General features: G+C 52.4%; 17 protein-coding genes. 7 read left to right on the forward strand and 10 right to left on the reverse strand.

Annotated features, from left to right (window positions below; all coding sequences use genetic code 11):
- Nucleotides 1-110 precede the first annotated feature (110 nt).
- From K365_RS0114585 to K365_RS0114595, 3 genes are read right to left on the reverse strand one after another with little or no spacing between them, the layout of a single operon-like run.
- Nucleotides 111-1,103 (reverse strand): DHH family phosphoesterase, encoded by a 993-nt coding sequence (locus tag K365_RS0114585; RefSeq protein ID WP_006964550.1) that lies wholly within the window; start codon nt 1,101-1,103, stop codon nt 111-113.
- Complete coding sequence (locus tag K365_RS0114590) at nt 1,100-2,203, reverse strand: hypothetical protein (RefSeq protein ID WP_024335168.1); 1,104 nt, start codon at nt 2,201-2,203, stop codon at nt 1,100-1,102. The genes K365_RS0114585 and K365_RS0114590 overlap by 4 nt, the downstream gene beginning before the upstream one ends.
- 24 nt (nt 2,204-2,227) lie before the next feature.
- The gene (locus K365_RS0114595; RefSeq protein WP_024335169.1) at nt 2,228-3,604 is read right to left on the reverse strand and encodes a TIGR01777 family oxidoreductase; all 1,377 of its coding nucleotides are present in this window, start codon (nt 3,602-3,604) and stop codon (nt 2,228-2,230) included.
- A gap of 231 nt (nt 3,605-3,835) precedes the next feature.
- Here K365_RS0114595 and K365_RS0114600 point away from each other — a divergent pair, with 231 nt between their 5' ends.
- Both K365_RS0114600 and K365_RS0114605 read left to right on the forward strand, forming a co-directional pair.
- Nucleotides 3,836-3,994 (forward strand): rubredoxin, encoded by a 159-nt coding sequence (locus tag K365_RS0114600; RefSeq protein ID WP_024335170.1) that lies wholly within the window; start codon nt 3,836-3,838, stop codon nt 3,992-3,994.
- 11 nt (nt 3,995-4,005) lie between these two features.
- Nucleotides 4,006-5,205 carry an FprA family A-type flavoprotein gene (locus K365_RS0114605; protein WP_024335171.1) on the forward strand — a complete coding sequence of 400 codons (1,200 nt, stop codon included), beginning with the start codon at nt 4,006-4,008 and terminating at the stop codon, nt 5,203-5,205.
- A 92-nt stretch (nt 5,206-5,297) separates the two neighbouring features.
- On the opposite strand, the gene K365_RS0114610 is transcribed toward K365_RS0114605, so the two are convergent.
- The 3 genes from K365_RS0114610 to K365_RS0114620 all read right to left on the reverse strand — a co-directional run bounded on the left by K365_RS0114610 (nt 5,298) and on the right by K365_RS0114620 (nt 6,807).
- The gene (locus K365_RS0114610) at nt 5,298-5,678 is read right to left on the reverse strand and encodes a desulfoferrodoxin (protein WP_024335172.1); all 381 of its coding nucleotides are present in this window, start codon (nt 5,676-5,678) and stop codon (nt 5,298-5,300) included.
- A 213-nt stretch (nt 5,679-5,891) separates the two neighbouring features.
- Entirely contained in the window at nt 5,892-6,341 is a 450-nt protein-coding gene (gene trxA / locus K365_RS0114615) for a thioredoxin (RefSeq protein ID WP_024335173.1), read from the reverse strand.
- Nucleotides 6,342-6,360: 19 nt separating this feature from the next.
- Nucleotides 6,361-6,807, reverse strand: a complete 447-nt coding sequence (locus tag K365_RS0114620; RefSeq protein WP_024335174.1) for a flavodoxin domain-containing protein — start codon at nt 6,805-6,807, stop codon at nt 6,361-6,363.
- A gap of 559 nt (nt 6,808-7,366) precedes the next feature.
- Between K365_RS0114620 and K365_RS0114630 the strand changes: the two genes are divergently transcribed.
- The 5 genes from K365_RS0114630 to icd all read left to right on the forward strand — a co-directional run bounded on the left by K365_RS0114630 (nt 7,367) and on the right by icd (nt 11,135).
- Complete coding sequence (locus K365_RS0114630; protein WP_006968809.1) at nt 7,367-7,627, forward strand: glutaredoxin family protein; 261 nt, start codon at nt 7,367-7,369, stop codon at nt 7,625-7,627.
- Complete coding sequence (locus K365_RS0114635) at nt 7,624-7,953, forward strand: ferredoxin-thioredoxin reductase catalytic domain-containing protein (protein WP_024335175.1); 330 nt, start codon at nt 7,624-7,626, stop codon at nt 7,951-7,953. The genes K365_RS0114630 and K365_RS0114635 overlap by 4 nt, the downstream gene beginning before the upstream one ends.
- A gap of 20 nt (nt 7,954-7,973) precedes the next feature.
- Complete coding sequence (locus tag K365_RS0114640; RefSeq protein ID WP_024335176.1) at nt 7,974-9,158, forward strand: citrate/2-methylcitrate synthase; 1,185 nt, start codon at nt 7,974-7,976, stop codon at nt 9,156-9,158.
- 69 nt (nt 9,159-9,227) lie between these two features.
- On the forward strand, nt 9,228-9,857 hold the full coding sequence (locus tag K365_RS0114645) for a rubredoxin-like domain-containing protein (RefSeq protein WP_024335177.1): 630 nt from the start codon (nt 9,228-9,230) through the stop codon (nt 9,855-9,857).
- Between the two features lie 54 nt (nt 9,858-9,911).
- Nucleotides 9,912-11,135, forward strand: coding sequence for an isocitrate dehydrogenase (NADP(+)) (icd, locus tag K365_RS0114650; protein ID WP_029725366.1), 1,224 nt, complete (start codon nt 9,912-9,914; stop codon nt 11,133-11,135).
- A 36-nt stretch (nt 11,136-11,171) separates the two neighbouring features.
- On the opposite strand, the gene K365_RS0114655 is transcribed toward icd, so the two are convergent.
- The 4 genes from K365_RS0114655 to K365_RS0114670 are packed head-to-tail and all read right to left on the reverse strand — an operon-like array spanning nt 11,172 to nt 14,512.
- Complete coding sequence (locus K365_RS0114655) at nt 11,172-11,978, reverse strand: exodeoxyribonuclease III (protein WP_084489847.1); 807 nt, start codon at nt 11,976-11,978, stop codon at nt 11,172-11,174.
- Nucleotides 11,979-11,986: 8 nt separating this feature from the next.
- Nucleotides 11,987-12,670, reverse strand: a complete 684-nt coding sequence (locus K365_RS0114660; protein ID WP_024335180.1) for an acetate--CoA ligase family protein — start codon at nt 12,668-12,670, stop codon at nt 11,987-11,989.
- Nucleotides 12,664-14,031 carry a CoA-binding protein gene (locus K365_RS0114665; RefSeq protein ID WP_024335181.1) on the reverse strand — a complete coding sequence of 456 codons (1,368 nt, stop codon included), beginning with the start codon at nt 14,029-14,031 and terminating at the stop codon, nt 12,664-12,666. The genes K365_RS0114660 and K365_RS0114665 overlap by 7 nt, the downstream gene beginning before the upstream one ends.
- Before the next feature lie 19 nt (nt 14,032-14,050).
- A complete protein-coding gene (locus K365_RS0114670) occupies nt 14,051-14,512 on the reverse strand; it encodes a ferritin family protein (RefSeq protein ID WP_024335182.1) in 462 nt (153 codons plus the stop codon).
- Nucleotides 14,513-14,562 lie beyond the last annotated feature (50 nt).

Consider the following 14,562-nt stretch of genomic DNA (forward strand, 5'->3'; position numbering starts at 1 on the left):
CCGGTGTTTGCGGGAGTTCATGCAATGACATGCCCGGTCCGGCATGTTTTGATCAGGTATCGATACCCGCGGGACGGGCTGGGGCAGAAAAGGTTCTCAGACTGACAATCTTATTCGATTTTTTTTCCCGCGGTTTTTTCAATCCGGTCCATGATCCAGCCGGCCAGAAATTTTTGGGCTGCAGTGCCGGTATCCTTTCGGATCAGGTGAAGGGACAATTCCGCCCGGGCCATGGTTTTGTGACCGCCTGCGGAACCATATTTTGAAAAGGCTTCTTTGGCTGTATTGCCCGCCCCTTTTCGCAGGCCATCGTTTCTGAGAATAACAATCAGTTTTCGGTCCACCACCCCGGAAACAATGGACCAGTTGATCCCGGCAATGGTCAGGAAAAAATCCGCCACCATGACCAGTTCATCCGGTTTGGAAATGTTGCCGGCATGAAAAAAGACCCGGTTGTTGACCACCCGCCGTTTTCTGATGGCTGTGCCTAAAAAATCCAGGTCCTCATCCGTATAAAACGCCCGCTCCACCTTGGTGACAATATTGTTGTCCGCAAATTTATACAGATATTGAAACGCCCGGATGTCCTTGAGTGTGGCCTGGCGGGTAAAGTCCGCCGTATCGGTTTTAATACCCATCATCAGGGCGGCTGCCAGCTTGGCGGATGGCTTGATTTTCCAGGATTTCAGGTATTCGGTCAACAGGGTGGAGCAGGTGCCGTATCCGGGGCGGATATCTGTATAGGCGGCTTCGGCCCGGGTCAAGGGATGATGATCGATGATGGCGGTATAGGTGATGCCGGCAAACGCCTCATTGTGATCCGGCTGGGAATCCACGATCACAAAATGATCGAACTGGGCTTTGTCCACTTCTGCCAGGTTCCTGAGCCCGACGTCGGTGAGCTGAATCAATGCCAGGTTATCCGGCCGGCTGATGCGGTTGAAATGGGCGATGGCCACTTCAGACACCCTGCGCCACAACAGGCGTTTGACTGCCATGGCCGAACCAATGGCATCCGGATCCGCATTGATGATCACCAATACTTTTGCATTGGGTTTGAATTGCTCGAAAAACCGCCGAACATTGTCCCGGGTGCTGCTCACAAAGCCACCTTTTTGGTATGATTGCCGCTGAAAAACAGAACCAGCGTAATAAAAGCATACCCGATAATGGCCAGAATGGCAAACCCGCCGTAAAACACCCCCATGGGTGCCAGCACAATCGCGGTCAGCCAGTGAATGAAAATCACGGTGGGGGAATGCAGCTGAATGGGAAAATCCTTGAACCGGCAGATCACGGCCAGGCCGCACAGATTCCAGCCATACAGGGAGGCAAACACATGCAGATGCAGCAGCCACCTGGTTTTCTGGGGATCATACCCCTCCGACATCTGAAAAAAGATATAGGCGATACCCGTGACGGCGGTCACGATCAAAAACCCGATGCCCGATGTCAGAAACAGTTTCTGCTGCATGGACTTGGCAAAGGTGTAATACAGATAAAACACCACCACCACGGCGGCAAACAGAGCAAAGGTCACAAAGATCTGGGGGATGAACCGCTCCAGCAGAATAAAAATGAAAAAAATAATCACGCCCAGGGTAATGGTCCAGAAACACAGCTCCATGAATACTTTCAAACCCGACCCTTCAATCTGCCTGAGCATGGAAAATACCAGAGACAGCGTGATCAATGACAAAGGAAATGAAAACCCTAAAAAAAACGTGTTCAGCACCAGTTTTTCCATATACACCCAGTGAAAGTATTCATTGTTTAAAATCACCAGAGCGGCGATGGCGATCCCCGTGGACAGGCATAATAAAGCGGACTGGTGAAACTTTTTGGCCACAGGCACCTGTGTTTGAAAAAAATCAGACGGAATCCAGGAAAAGGTCTGAATCCGGATTTTTTCCACCAGAAAACAGAGCGGCACGGATACGGCCAGGGTGATGGCATACCAGTTGAAAAACGCGGAAAATGCGTAAATCAACGATCCGGCAAAAAACAGCTTCACCGTGCCGGACACCTGTTTAAACCCTTGTGTGTAATACAGCAGAATCGAACCGCCTGTGCACAGGTTGAACAGAAAAATATGCAGCCGTTCAAAACTGTAATCCTGCAAAGGAAAATAAATATGCACAAATCCGAACACCAGTGCAACGATCATCAGAAAGGAAAACAGCAATTTAAGATGTAAAGACATACCACAGTCCATTTGTTATCAAAGTCATGAATCGATTCGGCCCAACAGGTGTCCTAGCGCCGGTTCCAGGTCAGGATACTGAAATGCAAATTGGGTTTTCATCAGTTTTTCAGGCATCACCCGGGCACTGGTCAACAGGGTTTCTTTTCCCATCTCGCCCCACAGGCGAGCGGCCATCCATCCGGGAATACTGAACACTGCCGGCCGGGACAACACCCGGGCCAGTGTCCGGGTGAACTTTTGGTTGGTCACAGGATTGGGCGCCGTCAGATTCACGGGTCCCTGAATGTCGCTGTTTTTCAGAATATGAAAAATGCTCCCCAGGGTGTCATCCATGGAAATCCAGCTCATATACTGACGGCCTTTCCCAAGTTTTGCCCCGCACCCGGCGGCAAATGCCGGCAGCATCCGGGCCAGGGCCCCGCCGGCCGGGGTGAGCACCACACCGATACGCAGCTGAACCGTCCGGATACCGGCCGCCTGTGCCGGCCACGAGGCCTGTTCCCACTCGTTGCACACCCGGGAAATAAAAGAATCCCCCCCAGGATCTGTTTCCGTGAACACGGCATCTGCCCCTTCTCCATAAAACCCGATGGCAGACGCGGAAACAAACACTTCAGGCCGCTGATCCATCTCCAGCATCTTTTTTACCAGCAACCGGGTGGGCTGTATCCGGGAATCCATGATGGCCTGTTTCTGCCCGTCCGTCCATTTTCCCCGGGAAATATCCTTGCCGTTCAGGTTGATCACTGCATCCACCCGACCGATGGATGCCATGTCCGGAATATCGTTATACGGATCCCAGAACACGTCATCGTCAGCCAGAGGGCCGTTATGCCGGACCAGGCAAATCACCTTGTGGCCGCAGGTACGCAAAAAAGGCACCAGCGCGCTGCCGATACTGCCGGATGCGCCGGATATCAGAATCCGCATGGGCCGGCACTGATCCGCGTAATGGACCAGGTCATGGGCCAGCACCCGATGCCGGTAATCAAACATCCGGGCCAGTTCTTTTTGTACACGACGGTCAAACGGCGCGCTCAACCATCCCCCGGGCAGCTCATATGCCACCTGATCCGTCATGGCAGACCCCTGGCCCCTGTCTGGCGCAAACAGATGCGTATGCTCCCAGCGGGCAAACGGCCCTTTGATCTGCCGGTCTTTGAACATCCGGTTCTCATAATAATCGATGTGCTCGGCTTCCCATGTCATGGGAATTCCCAGCACCCGCATGTCAAAGCCCACACGCACCCCTTTGTCAATGCCGCTGCCCTGCCGCCATTTGAGTGCCATCGGGGCCCAGGGCGGGGTCAGGCGCTGGATGGCGCCGTCTCTGGCATGCCAGGCAAACAGGCGGGCCACCGGCACCGGGATGTGTGATTTTCTGGAAAACACCTTCATGGGCCATTCTTTCCCAAATGAGTGATTGCTTTTAACCAGGTCATATTATAATAATAGTCTTTAAAGTGAAAACCTTTTTTATCATAATTTGCATGTCAGCCATGGCACACAAATTGCTCAATACTTTGATCGACGATTCACACAGGATTCAGCCGCCCATGAAAGCGGCACCGGCCCGGTCGGCTGTCCCCTGTAACTTAACCAGACAACCACTGACAAACGGAGGAAACAATGGATAAATATGAATGCCCCTGCGGTTATGTGTACGATCCTGCAGAAGGAGATATGGACCATGGAATCGATCCGGGCACGGCCTGGGAAGATCTGCCCGAATCCTGGGTATGCCCGTTGTGCGGCGCTGAACAGGAATATTTTGAAAAAATGGATTAAACGGAGGCATTATGTTCACACCCATAGAACTGGCAAATGGCATTTATTCCGTGGGATGCCGGGACTGGGACATCCGGGATTTTCATGGATATGAGATTCGTGAAGGCACGTCATATAATGCATTTCTGGTCACCGGAGAACAGAATATACTCATCGACACAGTGAAAGCCCCTTTTGGCGATGAGCTGCTGGCCAATATCAGCCGGATCATGGACCCCAAAAAAATCGATGCCGTGATCAGCAACCACACGGAAATGGATCATTCCGGATCCATTCCCAGGGTCATGCATAAAATTGGCGAAGACAAGCCGTTGTACTGCTCCAAGATGGGGGCCCAGAACCTGAAAAACCACTTTAACCGGGACTACAATTTTAAAGTGGTGGGATCCGGTGACACCGTGACTCTGGGGAACCGGACCTTTTCGTTTCTGGAAACACGGATGCTCCACTGGCCGGATTCCATGTTCACGTATCTGCCGGATGAAAAAATATTGTTTTCCAGTGATGCATTTGGACAGCATTATGCCGGAGACCAGTTTTTCGATGATGACATCGGGGATGAAATCATGCCCCATGCACGCAAATATTACGCCAATATTCTGCTGCATTTCTCTCCCCGGGTCCAGGCCCTTCTTTCGGATGTGGCCAAAATGAACCTGGACATCCGCATGATCTGTCCGGATCACGGCGTCATCTGGCGAAAAGATCCGTCCCGGATCATCACGGCCTATGACCGGTGGTCCCGGCAGGAACCGGTCAACAAAGCACTGGTCATCTTTGATTCCATGTGGGAAAGCACCACAAAAATGGCCCGGGCCGTGACCAGCGGGATTGAATCGGAACACGTGGGCGTCCGGCTCATGAACACCCGGAAATGTCACCGGTCCGACATCATGACCGAAATTCTGGATGCCGGGGCCGTGGCCGTGGGATCCCCCACCCTGAACAACGGTATTTTCCCCGTGATCGCTGATGTGTTAACCTATATCAAAGGACTGCGTCCCCAGAACAAAATAGCCGCGGCCTTTGGTTCTTATGGCTGGAGCGGAGAAGCGGTCAAAATAATCAACAAAGAGTTTGAGGAAATGAAATGGGAAATGGTGGACCCCGGCGTCAAGGTGCTGTATGTCCCGGATGAAGACGACCTGAACCGCTGTTTTGAGTTAGGCGCCACCCTGGCAAAAAAATTAAAGGAAAAATTAAACGGCTAGCCGAAAACTTTGGTGAAGCCTTGAATAAACAAAGCCCCGGATGATCGGAAACGATTCATCCGGGGCTTTGTTATGGTGTCACAAAATATGAATCAGGCTTTCCACAAGCCGTGCAGGTTGCAGTATTCTCTGGCCACCACTTTGTCGGCATCGGTTTTGAAAACCGCTTCCGGTGCATTGTCCGGGGTCAGCATTTTGCGCTGAACAAAAGTGTCATCCTCGCTGGTCAGCTCGATCCACTGGATGTAGTGCTCGCTGGTCATGGGATGGGCTGTGCTGCCGACCTTGACCTTGTATCCGCCATCAATTTTTTCCACCACAGGCACATGTTTTTCCACGGCCGCATCCACTGTATTTTCCACCAGCCGTTCCATGGGTTTGCCGCAGCAGGTGACCGGCGGTTTTTCTCCATGAAGGACCTGTACGATGTTGCCGCATTTTTCACATTTGTAAATACCCATTTTTTCTGCCATGTTTTTAAACTCCTTTAACTGTTTAGTGGTTGGATTCAAGAATGATGCTGATTCATATATCGCATCCGCCTGTTAAGACATTTTTAATAACATAAGACATAAAATCGTTCATTTCCAGTCAAAATCTCTTTTTTGTCCCTCACCGGCCCGGTATATATCGCAATGATTCTGCCAGATCGATTTTGAAACAGCCGGTCGCTACTGCGTTGCCGATCAGAGCATCTGACGGATGGCCGCCTCGATCTGGGCCTGGGGCAGAACGCCCACCAGCGTGTTCACCAGCTTTCCTTTTTTCACCAGCAAAAGTGTGGGTACAGAGGCGATGGCAAACCGGGACCCTGTGGCCGGATTTTCATCCAGATTCAATTTGGCCACCTTCAGGCGACCCTGATATTTTTTTGCCAATGCATCCATGACAGGTCCCACGGCCCGGCACGGCCCGCACCAGGGGGCCCAGCAATCCACCAGGACCGGCAAAGACGACTGCATCACCTCTTTTTGAAAAAAGGCGTCCGACACCGTCACGGGTTTGTCCGGTGCGTTCAAAGACAGGGGCGTTCCGCATTTACCGCACCGGGGGTGCTCACTCATCCGGGCTGTCGGTATCCGGTTTCTGGCCCCGCAGGACATACAGGGAACAATGATCGAATTCTGCGTGTTCATGATAATATTCTCCCCGGGTTTATACGGTTTCAGGAATCATGGCAGCCACATTTTTGCCATATTCCTGGGCGGCCTTGATACCGCCGCCCACCCAGGCGGCTTTGAGCATCAGCGGGCCTTCAGATACCATGTTCATTTTGAAAATATGGGCCATGGTATCAAAAATCCGGCCAGCCGCCTCACCGCTCCAGCCGTAAGCACCGAAGGCGCCGCCGGGTTTCCCGGCCAACTCCGCCCGCTCCGCCTGAAACAACAACTGTTTCAGGGGAGTGATCATTTCACCATGGTAGGTGGGAGACCCGAAAATATACGCGTCATATCCTTTCAGATCATCTTCACTTTTGATCTCATTCACCCGTTTGACTTGTGCACTGTGCCCGGATATCCGGATCCCTTCACCGATAATGTCGGCAATGGCCTTGGTTTCTTCGGACCGGGTGGCGTAAACAATCAATACTGTGCCCATGCTGCCTCCTTAGATCTATCGCGTGTTTTTGTCTAATGCCATTTTTCGCTTTTTATCATCTGCAAACATCTGCAAAAATCACACCAGTGGCAATTGAATCCATATCCTGTTTCCTGGTTATCTGCCGGGCCGTTGAAAAATCGAACGTCCTGCCTGGTTCCCCGGACCAGACCGGCAGGCGGACAGGGGGAAATCCGCGGTGATACCCTGTCCGGGTCAATCTGTATCTCTGATATGTGTCATCCTGAGACGATTATGTCTCTTTTAAATCCAGATCTTTTTTTATTCCTGTTTTAAAATTAACGATTGATTCGTTTATTTGTACCATTCCAAAATTGCTTTTAAAAGCAAATTTTTAAAGCAAAAATGACACAATTTTATTACAACGGCATCACTTATGAAATTGTTCCTTGCCAAACCGGCACAAAAAATGCAAAATTACTGCCATGTAACAGCAGAAACATGAATTTGTACTATCAGTATCATTCGGATGTACATACGCTGTCACATCTTACCTGTAAACAGACCACCGGGTCAAGGCCGGTAAAAGGAGCTGTCAATGAACACAGAAAAACCCATGCTCTACGCATTGAGCACATGCAGTCATTGCAAATCAACCAAGAAACTGCTGAATGACTGCAACGTGGAGTATGACTATGTGGAAGTGGACGATCTGGAAGGCGAAGAAAGAAAAGCCATTCTTGAAGATATCAAGGCGTTGAATCCCAGGTGTTCCTTTCCCACCATCAAAATCAAGGACACCGTCATCGTTGGATACAAAGAAAAAGAAATCAAAGCGGCATTGGGGATTACAGAATGAATGTAGAACAGCTTTATCAGGCATTGAAAAAATCACAGGAAGCCAAAGGCATTTATTTCAACAAAGACAAAGACCTGGTCTTTGAACTGCTGGAATCGTTGCTCTTAAACAAGGACCGCTACGGCTACATGGCCTGCCCCTGCAGACTGGCCTGCTCAGACCGGGAAAAAGACAAGGATATCATCTGTCCCTGTGTCTACCGGGAACCGGATCTGGAAGAGTTCGGGGCCTGTTATTGCGGGCTGTATGTATCAAAAGCCGTCCATAATAACCAGTCTCGGGTAAAATATGTCCCGGAACGACGTCCCCCTGAAAAAATATGTTAACCTTTTTCAAGGAGTGATCCATGAACGACGAATGCACCCCGGTCATAAACACCGGGCTCAGAGGCGTGGATGTTGCCAGTTCAAAAATCTGCGATGTCAAAGGCAGGGAAGGCAAACTGATATACCGCGGTTATCGTATTGAAGATCTGGCGGAAAACGCCACGTTTGAAGAAGTCTGCTATCTTCTGCTGCACGAGCGTCTGCCGGACGAACAGGCCCTGGCAGCATTTGACAACCGCCTGAAACAGAAACGGCCCATACCGGAAAGCATTGTGACGTTGTTAAAGACCCTGCCCCGGTCCATGACCCCCATGGACATGCTCCAGGCCGCCACCCCCCTGCTGATCCAGGCCGATGAAAATGCAGGCAAACAAACACCGGCAGATGCCCAGAACAGTGCTGAATACCTGATTTCCGGATTGTCCACCCTGATCGCAGCCTGGGATCGGGTCCGCAACGGCCGGACCCCTTTGGCACCGGACACCTCCCTGGGCCATGCCGCCAATTTTTTGTACATGCTCACGGGGGAACCCCCGGATCCGGAGACTGCGGCATTTCTTGACGCCGGTTTGGTGCTCCATGCGGAACATTCCTTTAACGCCTCCACATTTACCGCCCGGCAGGTGGCGTCCACCAAAGCCCATATCTATGCAGCGGTTGCGGCTGCCATCGGCAGCCTGTCCGGCCCGCTGCACGGGGGTGCCAATGTCCGGGTCATGGAGATGCTCAAGGAGATCGGAACCCCGGAAAATATCAATGCCTACATCGACAATATTCTGGATTCCGGGGGCCTGATCATGGGGCTGGGCCATGCCGTGTACCAGACCGATGATCCCAGGGCATTGATTCTGGCCCCCATGAGTCAGCGCATGGGAGAAATCATCGGCGACACCCGGTGGTATGAACTGACCAAAGAACTGGAAATCAGGGGAAAGCAAGCCTTTAAAAAAAGAAAAGACCGGGATATTTTCTGCAATGTGGATTTTTATTCCGCATCCCTGTTTTACGCCATGGGGATTCCCATGGACCTGTTCACTCCCGTTTTTGCCCTGTCCCGTGTCAGCGGCTGGTGTGCCCATGTCATTGAAGAACAGTTTGCCAAAGCAGCCCCCAAACCCACCCTGTACCGTCCCGGCGCCACCTATGTCGGCGACTACTGCGGCCCGGATGAATGCCGGTTCATCCGTATCGAGGAACGGAAATAATCAGACCCGAAACAAAATCAACGGGCAGCGATCCACAACATTACCTAACACACAAATGAAGGAACTGAGATGAAAGCCTGGAAATGTACGGTTTGTAACTATGTCCACGAAGGAGAATTTCCCCCGGAAAAATGCCCGGTATGCGGGGCTGACAAAAGCAAATTTGTGGAAATACAACCCTCTGATGAACCTCACAAATCAAAACCTGAAACCGCTGGCCCCGCAGTTTCTGAACCTGAAAAGACCGAGACCCCGGCACCTCAATCCTTATATCAGAAGATCACCGATCTGATGATCCGGCATCATGCCCACCCCATCCTGGTGCATACACCCAACGGAATTCTGCCCATTGCCGCTGTTCTTTTCGTTATCGCCTGGCTGTTCGATGCCACCCTGCCGGCCAAAGCCGCAGCCGTCAATCTGGTGTTTGTGGTGCTGGCCCTGCCCCTGGTCGTTTACACGGGCGTGCTGGAATGGCAGCGAAAATACAACCAGGCAGATACCCTGCTTTTCAGAATTAAAATTCTGGCCGCCACCCTGACCTGTGCCTCCTGTCTGATCTCTCTGATCTGGTTCCTTGTGAATCCGGCCGTGCTGTCAACCTCTCTGGCCTGGATATTTATTCTGATAAACCTGATCATGCTGGCATCGGCCGGAATTGCCGGTTATATCGGCGGCAAACTGGTTTTCAAGGATTGATGTCTGTAAACCGGCATTTTATCAAGGTCACCCCAAAACCAAAGGATACCCATCATGCCTGATTCCATCGCTTTGAACCCGGACGGCACGCTTCATGTACCGGATCATCCCATTATCGGCTGTATCCCCGGGGACGGCACGGGTCCGGATATCTGGAATGCCACCCGGCCGGTACTGGAAACCGCTGTAGACACCGCTTACAACGGCAACCGGCAGATCACTTTTGAAGAACTGCCTGCCGGAGAGATCTCTTTTAAACAGACCGGCGAATGGCTGCCTTTGTCCACCCTGGACCGGATCCGAGCATTGCGGGTGGCCATTAAAGGACCCATGACCACGCCGGTGGGCAAAGGCATGCGGTCCCTGAACGTGGCCATCCGCCAGGAGCTGGATCTGTTCGCCTGCATCCGACCGGCCAGATATATCCGGGGCGTTCCTTCTCCGTGCAGTCGTCCGGCGGCCATTGACATGGTGATTTTCAGGGAAAACACGGAAGACCTGTATGCAGGGATCGAATGGCCATCCGGCAGTGACGAGGCCAAAGAAATCATTGATCTGATCCGAAAAAACACCGAAAAATCCCTGGCCCGGGACACCACGGGCATCGGCATCAAACCCATCAGCCGGGACAACACACAGCGCCTGGTCCGCAAAGCGATTCAATTTGCCGTTGATCACCAGCGCAAAAGCGTGACCTTGATGCACAAGGGCAATATCATGAAATTCACGGAAGGGGCTTTTCTGAACTGGGGCCTTGAAGTGGGAACAACGGAATTTGCCGATCATGTGATCCTGGAAGACCGGCTGTGGAAGGAATTCAACGGCAAACAGCCCAAAGGCAGCATCGTGCTCAAGGACCGGATCGCGGACAACATGTTCCAGCAGGTCCTGCTGCGGCCCGAAGATTATGATGTGATTGCCGCGCCCAATCTGAACGGGGATTATATTTCCGATCTTCTGGCCGCCATGGTGGGCGGGCTGGGACTGGCGCCGGGGGCCAATATCGGCACAAACTGCGCCGTGTTTGAAGCCACCCACGGCACGGCCCCCAAATATGCGGGCAAAGACAAGGTCAATCCCGGATCATTGATTTTATCCGGGGCCATGATGCTGGATCACATGGAATGGCACGAGGCGGCAAAACTGGTTCGCGATGCGCTGCAGCAGGCCATTGCCGCCAAACAGGTCACATATGATCTGGCCCGGCAGATCCCCGGATCCACGGAGGTATCGTGTTCCGAGTTCGGCCGGCAGATCTGCCGGTTGATGACCCCTTGACCGGGCACGGCCGGCATTGCCCGGGCCTGCCCGGACTCACACCGTGATGATCAACCCCACAGGGCAATGGTCGGATCCGAAAATGTCATTGTCGATAAACGCATCTTTGACCACCCCGTTGTCCAGCAGGTCCTGTGTGACAAAAAAATAATCGATGCGCCACCCGGCATTGTTTTTCCGGGCGTTGAACCGGTAGGACCACCACGAGTATTTCACTTCTTCCGGATAAAAATGGCGGAACGTATCCACATACCCTGCATCGATCATGCGGTCCAGCACATCCCGTTCCATGCGCAGAAATCCGGACCGGTTTGAATTGGGGCCGGGATTTTTCAGGTCGATCTCATTGTGGGCCGTGTTGAAATCGCCGGTGATGATCACCCCTTTGCCTGCATCCCGCAGTGTCTGGGTATAATTGAGAAACCAGTCATAAAAATCCAGCTTGTACCGGAGGCGTTCGTCGCTCATCTGCCCGTTGGGAAAATAGACATTGAACAGGGTGAAGCGATCAAAATCCATCCGGATCACCCGGCCTTCGTCATCATACTCCGGCCGGCCAAACCTTGTGATCACCTGATCGGGCATCACTTTTGAATATGCTGCCACCCCGCTGTACCCTTTTTTCACAGTGGCATAGGCCCAGAAGGATTCATAGGGTGAAAAATCGATCATTTCCGGGGTACGCTGGTCTTTCTGGAGTTTGGTTTCCTGGAGCATGAGAATATCCGGATTCAGCCGGTTCACAGACGTGAAAAAATCTTTTTTCAGCACAGCCCGAAGCCCGTTGACATTCCAGGAAATGAGCCGCAATTCCCGGGGGGACGTATCAGAAGAGGAAGTCATGTCACACGTTATCTTTCCGGCAGCAGTATAATTCGGGCATCCACCACCACGCAGCGATCTGAATCACACATCACGGGATTCAGATCAATGGATTCAAAAAAAGGTTCCAGGTCCATGACCAGATGGGAAAAATCCACCAGCATCCGGGTCAGGGCCGCCATGTTCACGCCGGGTTTCCCCCGGAACCCTTCCAGAATCGGTCCGGCTTTCAGGGCCTTGACCATGGAGGTCACATCCGACGGGGTCACCGGTGCCAGGCGGATGGCCGTGTCATTGTATATTTCCATACGGGTGCCCCCCAGCCCCAGCACCACCACCGGCCCGAACTGAAGATCGTTTTTCGCACCCACCAGCACTTCGATGCCCGAGACCATTTCCTCCACCAGGACCTGGTCACATCCCTTGAGGGATAACAGCCGGGCCATTTCAGAGGCCAGTGTGTCCGGATCCTGAACATGGGTCACCACGGCCTGGTGTTCGGTTTTATGCACAATCAACGGAGAAACCGCTTTAAGCACCACCGGGCCGCCACAATCAGCCAGAAACCTTGTGGCCGTCTCTTTTGAATCGGTCAGCACACTGTTGGGAACCGCCAGTTTCCGGTCTGCCAGAATTTCTTTGGCGAGCGGCTCCAGGACCCAGCCGGCCGAACGGGCGGATTCAAGGATCTGTGTGATGCGGGGGGTCAGCATGGATGACACCTTTTCAATGCTTTGGCCATGAGCACAGCCCCTTCCACGGACGAGGCCACGGGAATCCGGTTCAGCTCAAATCCTTCAATGATGATCTTGTACTTGTCCTCTTTGGGCACATAGGCGATCAGCGGCTTGCCCTCATTTCTGGCCACCTGACTCAATTTGGCCCCGATGTCCGCGGAAATTCCCGGAGAATACGGCAGCAGCAGGGCCAGGATGCAGTCGATATGAGAATCTCTGGACAGATGCCGCACCGCGGTCAGGATATCGTCATCCACACACGACCCGGTCAAATCCAAAGGGTTTTTCAATGAGGCAATGGCCTGGATTTCCGGTGACAGCCGGGAGTGGATGGCATCTGCGGTTTGTTCGGCAATCTCAGGAATATCCAACCCATGATGTCCGCAGGCATCCGCCGCCACCACCCCGTGTCCGCCGGACAAGGACACAATGCCGATGTGCCCGGAACTGCCTTTGGGATAACAGCTCAGTGCCTCGCAAAACGAGGTCAGTTCATATTCCGTATCTGCTTCGGCCACACAATGTTGTGCCATGATTTGTGAAAACACCCGGTAATCCCCTGCCACGGATGCCGTATGGCTGGATGCCGCCGCAATCCCCCGGGCCGTCTTCCCGGCCTTGAGCACCACAATGGGTTTGGTGCAGGTGTGGGCCCGTTTGATGAATTCCCGGCCTTCCCGGCATTCAAACCCTTCAATATAAAACGCAATGACCCGGGTTCCCAGGTCCTGCTCAAACCAGTCGATCATATGGGTTTCCCGGATACAGGCTTTGTTTCCGATACTCACGGCAGCGGACACTCCGATCCCCTGGCCCGCGAATTTCACCATCTGATCCACCAGGACCCCGCCGCTCTGGGACACAAACCCGATATTTCCTTTTTTCGGATGAATAATGCGTTCCCCCGGCAGAAAAAACGTATCCACAGCATCGGGCGAATAAATCCCCAGACAATTGGGTCCCACAAACGGGAAATCAGCCTGTGCCGCCAGGTCCGTCACCTCTTTTTGCAGATCTTTATCGCCGGTTTCAGCAAACCCGCCTGAAATGATCACCGCGCCTTTGACGCCTTTTTCAATGCACTGGGCCACCACATCCGGCACAAACCGGGAGCGCACTGCGATCACGGCCAGGTCCACAGCCGTTTCTATCTGACCCACGGACCGGTACACAGGCGCCCGGTTCAATTGGCCGCCCTTTGGATTCACCGCAAACGTCTGCACGGGATACCGCAGATGGTTTTTGTTGTAAATCACATTGGCGGGATGGTGGTCATGGGTGGTGGACACACCGATCACCGCCATGGAAGACGGCCTGAAAAGGCAGGTTAAATCCATGCCATCCTGCGCATCTTATTTAATTGTCCTGTTCCGCCAGGTAATCATCATACATGGATTCCAGTCCCAGTTTATGCTTGGACTCTTCCTGAACCAGCATCAAAAACAATTTTTTGGCATCAGCATTATCTGTCTGATCCGCCAGGGTCTGGTACAGTTTGACTGCTTTTTCCTCCCGTTTCATGGCAACTTTGAGAATTTCCGGCATGGGCATGCCTTCTTCATAGTCTTTTTCCACCATATAATCACTGATTTTCAAATCCGGAATCTTTTTGAACTCATAGGATTCGATTTTTTCCTTGTTGCCTGAAATATCGGACAACAGGGCCGCATGTTTTTCCTCTTCTTTGGCAAAGCTTTCAAAAATCTCCTTGAGAGAGGCTTTGGTGGCTTTTGCCGCCTGGTCCCGGTAAAATGCGACGGCTTCATTTTCTTTGTCAATGGCAAATGTCAATATCTCGTCAATGGATCCGAAATTCATGGGTGTTGTTCCTCCTGATTGGATTGATCTACATGGTTGTCTGTCTGGCT

The sequence above is a fragment of the Desulfotignum balticum DSM 7044 genome (assembly GCF_000421285.1).
GTDB classification, from domain to species: domain Bacteria; phylum Desulfobacterota; class Desulfobacteria; order Desulfobacterales; family Desulfobacteraceae; genus Desulfotignum; species Desulfotignum balticum.

Bases quoted from the DNA above. Each gene is read 5' to 3' on its own strand.
- K365_RS0114590 (WP_024335168.1), bottom strand. From the start codon at position 2,203: ATGTCTTTACATCTTAAATTGCTGTTTTCCTTTCTGATGATCGTTGCA.
- K365_RS0114595 (WP_024335169.1), bottom strand. From the start codon at position 3,604: ATGAAGGTGTTTTCCAGAAAATCACACATCCCGGTGCCGGTGGCCCGC.
- K365_RS0114600 (WP_024335170.1), top strand. From the start codon at position 3,836: ATGGATAAATATGAATGCCCCTGCGGTTATGTGTACGATCCTGCAGAA.
- K365_RS0114605 (WP_024335171.1), top strand. From the start codon at position 4,006: ATGTTCACACCCATAGAACTGGCAAATGGCATTTATTCCGTGGGATGC.
- K365_RS0114610 (WP_024335172.1), bottom strand. From the start codon at position 5,678: ATGGCAGAAAAAATGGGTATTTACAAATGTGAAAAATGCGGCAACATC.
- trxA (WP_024335173.1), bottom strand. From the start codon at position 6,341: ATGAACACGCAGAATTCGATCATTGTTCCCTGTATGTCCTGCGGGGCC.
- K365_RS0114620 (WP_024335174.1), bottom strand. From the start codon at position 6,807: ATGGGCACAGTATTGATTGTTTACGCCACCCGGTCCGAAGAAACCAAG.
- K365_RS0114630 (WP_006968809.1), top strand. From the start codon at position 7,367: ATGAACACAGAAAAACCCATGCTCTACGCATTGAGCACATGCAGTCAT.
- K365_RS0114635 (WP_024335175.1), top strand. From the start codon at position 7,624: ATGAATGTAGAACAGCTTTATCAGGCATTGAAAAAATCACAGGAAGCC.
- K365_RS0114640 (WP_024335176.1), top strand. From the start codon at position 7,974: ATGAACGACGAATGCACCCCGGTCATAAACACCGGGCTCAGAGGCGTG.
- K365_RS0114645 (WP_024335177.1), top strand. From the start codon at position 9,228: ATGAAAGCCTGGAAATGTACGGTTTGTAACTATGTCCACGAAGGAGAA.
- icd (WP_029725366.1), top strand. From the start codon at position 9,912: ATGCCTGATTCCATCGCTTTGAACCCGGACGGCACGCTTCATGTACCG.
- K365_RS0114655 (WP_084489847.1), bottom strand. From the start codon at position 11,978: ATGACTTCCTCTTCTGATACGTCCCCCCGGGAATTGCGGCTCATTTCC.
- K365_RS0114660 (WP_024335180.1), bottom strand. From the start codon at position 12,670: ATGCTGACCCCCCGCATCACACAGATCCTTGAATCCGCCCGTTCGGCC.
- K365_RS0114665 (WP_024335181.1), bottom strand. From the start codon at position 14,031: ATGGATTTAACCTGCCTTTTCAGGCCGTCTTCCATGGCGGTGATCGGT.
- K365_RS0114670 (WP_024335182.1), bottom strand. From the start codon at position 14,512: ATGAATTTCGGATCCATTGACGAGATATTGACATTTGCCATTGACAAA.